Annotated in this window: 2 protein-coding genes; both read right to left on the bottom strand. The window is 67.8% G+C overall.

Annotated features, from left to right (window positions below; translation table 11 throughout):
• Positions 1 to 1,337, bottom strand: a 1,337-nt coding sequence (locus ABN273_RS59055; RefSeq protein WP_349458565.1) for an aldehyde dehydrogenase family protein, incomplete at its 3' end; no start/stop codon positions are given.
• Between the two features lie 3 nt (positions 1,338 to 1,340).
• Complete coding sequence (deoC, locus tag ABN273_RS59050; RefSeq protein WP_349458564.1) at positions 1,341 to 2,270, bottom strand: deoxyribose-phosphate aldolase; 930 nt, start codon at positions 2,268 to 2,270, stop codon at positions 1,341 to 1,343.
• Position 2,271 lies beyond the last annotated feature (1 nt).

The following is a 2,271-nucleotide window of genomic DNA, read 5'->3' as shown; positions in this document are numbered from 1 at the left end:
TCGAACTTGTTGAACGTGTTGGCCCACACCACCCCCGCGCGCAGCTTGTCGGCCATCCACAGGATGCGCGAACCCTTCTCCGTCCAGATCCCGGCCGACAACCCGTACGGGGTGTTGTTGGCCTTCTCCACCGCCTCAGCCGGCGTACGGAAGGTCAGCACCGACAACACCGGCCCGAAAATCTCATCCCGGGCAATGGTGTGCGACTGCGCGACCCCGGTGAAAACGGTCGGCGGGAACCAGAACCCCCGCTCCGGCAGCTCACACGCCGGCGACCACCGCTCGGCCCCCTCCGCCTCACCGACCGCCGACAACTCCCGGATCCTGGCCAGCTGCTCGGCCGAGTTGATCGCACCGACATCGGTGTTCTTGTCCAGCGGATCCCCCACCCGCAACGTGCCCAGCCGGCGCTTCAACGCGACCAGCAACTCCTCCTGGACCGACTCCTGCACCAGCAACCGCGACCCCGCACAACACACATGCCCCTGATTGAAGAAGATCCCATTCACGATCCCCTCCACCGCCTGATCGATCGCGGCGTCGGCGAACACGATGTTGGCCGCCTTGCCGCCCAACTCCAGGGTCAGCTTCTTACCGGTGCCCGCCACCGCCCGGGCGATGACCCGCCCGACCTCGGTCGAACCGGTGAAGGCCACCTTGTCCACATCCGGGTGCGCCACCACGGCCGCGCCCGTCTCACCCGCCCCGGTGACGATGTTCACCACCCCCGGCGGCAGCTCGGCCTGCCGGCAGATGTCCGCGAACAACAACGCCGTCAACGGCGTCGTCTCAGCCGGCTTGAGCACCACCGTGTTCCCGCACGCCAACGCCGGAGCCACCTTCCAGGCCAGCATCAACAGCGGGAAATTCCACGGAATGACCTGCCCGGCCACCCCCAACGGCTTCGTCCCGAACCCGGCATAAGCCAGCTTGTCGGCCCAGCCCGCGTAGTAGAAGAAATGCGCCGCCACCAACGGCAGATCCACATCCCGCGACTCACGGATCGGCTTGCCGTTGTCCAGCGACTCCAGCACCGCCAGCTCACGCGCCCGCTCCTGAACGATCCGCGCGATCCGGAACAGATATTTCGCCCGCTCACTGCCCGGCAACGCCGACCAGACACCGAACGCCTTACGCGCCGCCCGCACCGCCCGATCCACATCCTCGGAAGAGGCGGTGGCCACCTCGGCCAGCGTCTCCTCACTGGCCGGGTTGATCGTCTTGAACGGGCTGCCCGCCCCGTCGGTGAACTCGCCGTCGATGAACAGCCCATACGACGGCTTGATATCGACGATGTCGCGCGACTCGGGCGCGGGTGCGTACTCGAAGATCGCCATCACCTAGTCCAGGGTGAAATAGTCGGGACCGGCATACCGGCCGGTGGCCAGCTTCTGCCGCTGCATCAGCAGATCGTTCAGCAACGAGGAGGCACCCAGCCGGAACCAGTCCGGCGACAACCAGTCATCGCCGGCCGTCTCATGCACGAGCACGAGGTTCTTGATGGCGTCCTTGGTCGTGCGGATCCCGCCCGCCGGCTTCACCCCCACCTGCCGGCCGGTCGCCTCGCGGAAGTCCCGCACCGCCTCCAACATGATCAACGTCACCGAAGGGGTCGCGGCCGGGGACACCTTGCCCGTGGAGGTCTTGATGAAGTCCGCGCCCGCCAGCATCGCCAGCCAGGACGCCCGCCGCACGTTGTCGTAGGTGGCCAGCTCACCCGTCTCCAGGATCACCTTCAGATGCGCGCTGCCACAGGCGGCCTTGACCGCGACGATCTCCTCCACCACCTTCGCATACCGGCCGGACAGGAACGCGCCCCGATCGATCACCATGTCGATCTCGTCGGCGCCCGCCGCCACCGCCAGCGCGGTGTCGCTCACCTTCACCTCCAGCGAGGAACGCCCGCTCGGGAACGCCGTGGCCACCGAGGCCACCTTCACCCCCGAACCACGCACCGCCTCGGCCGCCACCGCGACCAGGTCGGGATAGACGCACACAGCCGCCACCCGGGGCGCGCCACCGCCCGGATGCACGGCCTTGGTGCACATCGCGCGCACCTTGCCCGCCGTGTCGGCCCCTTCCAAAGTGGTCAGGTCGACCATGGAGATGGCCAGGTCGATCGCCTGCGCCTTGGCCGTGGTCTTGATCGAACGGGTGCCCAGCATCGCCGCCCGCTGGTCCGCGCCCACCCGGTCAACCCCGGGCAGGCCATGCAGGAAAGCTCGCAACGCCGTCTCCGAAGACGTCACGTCCGCGAGCGAGGTAGTCACA

The organism is Nonomuraea sp. B19D2, assembly GCF_040137845.1.
GTDB lineage: Bacteria > Actinomycetota > Actinomycetes > Streptosporangiales > Streptosporangiaceae > Nonomuraea.
The sequence above is the reverse complement of the archived record's forward strand: the minus strand, read 5'-3'. Positions and strand labels throughout refer to the sequence as shown.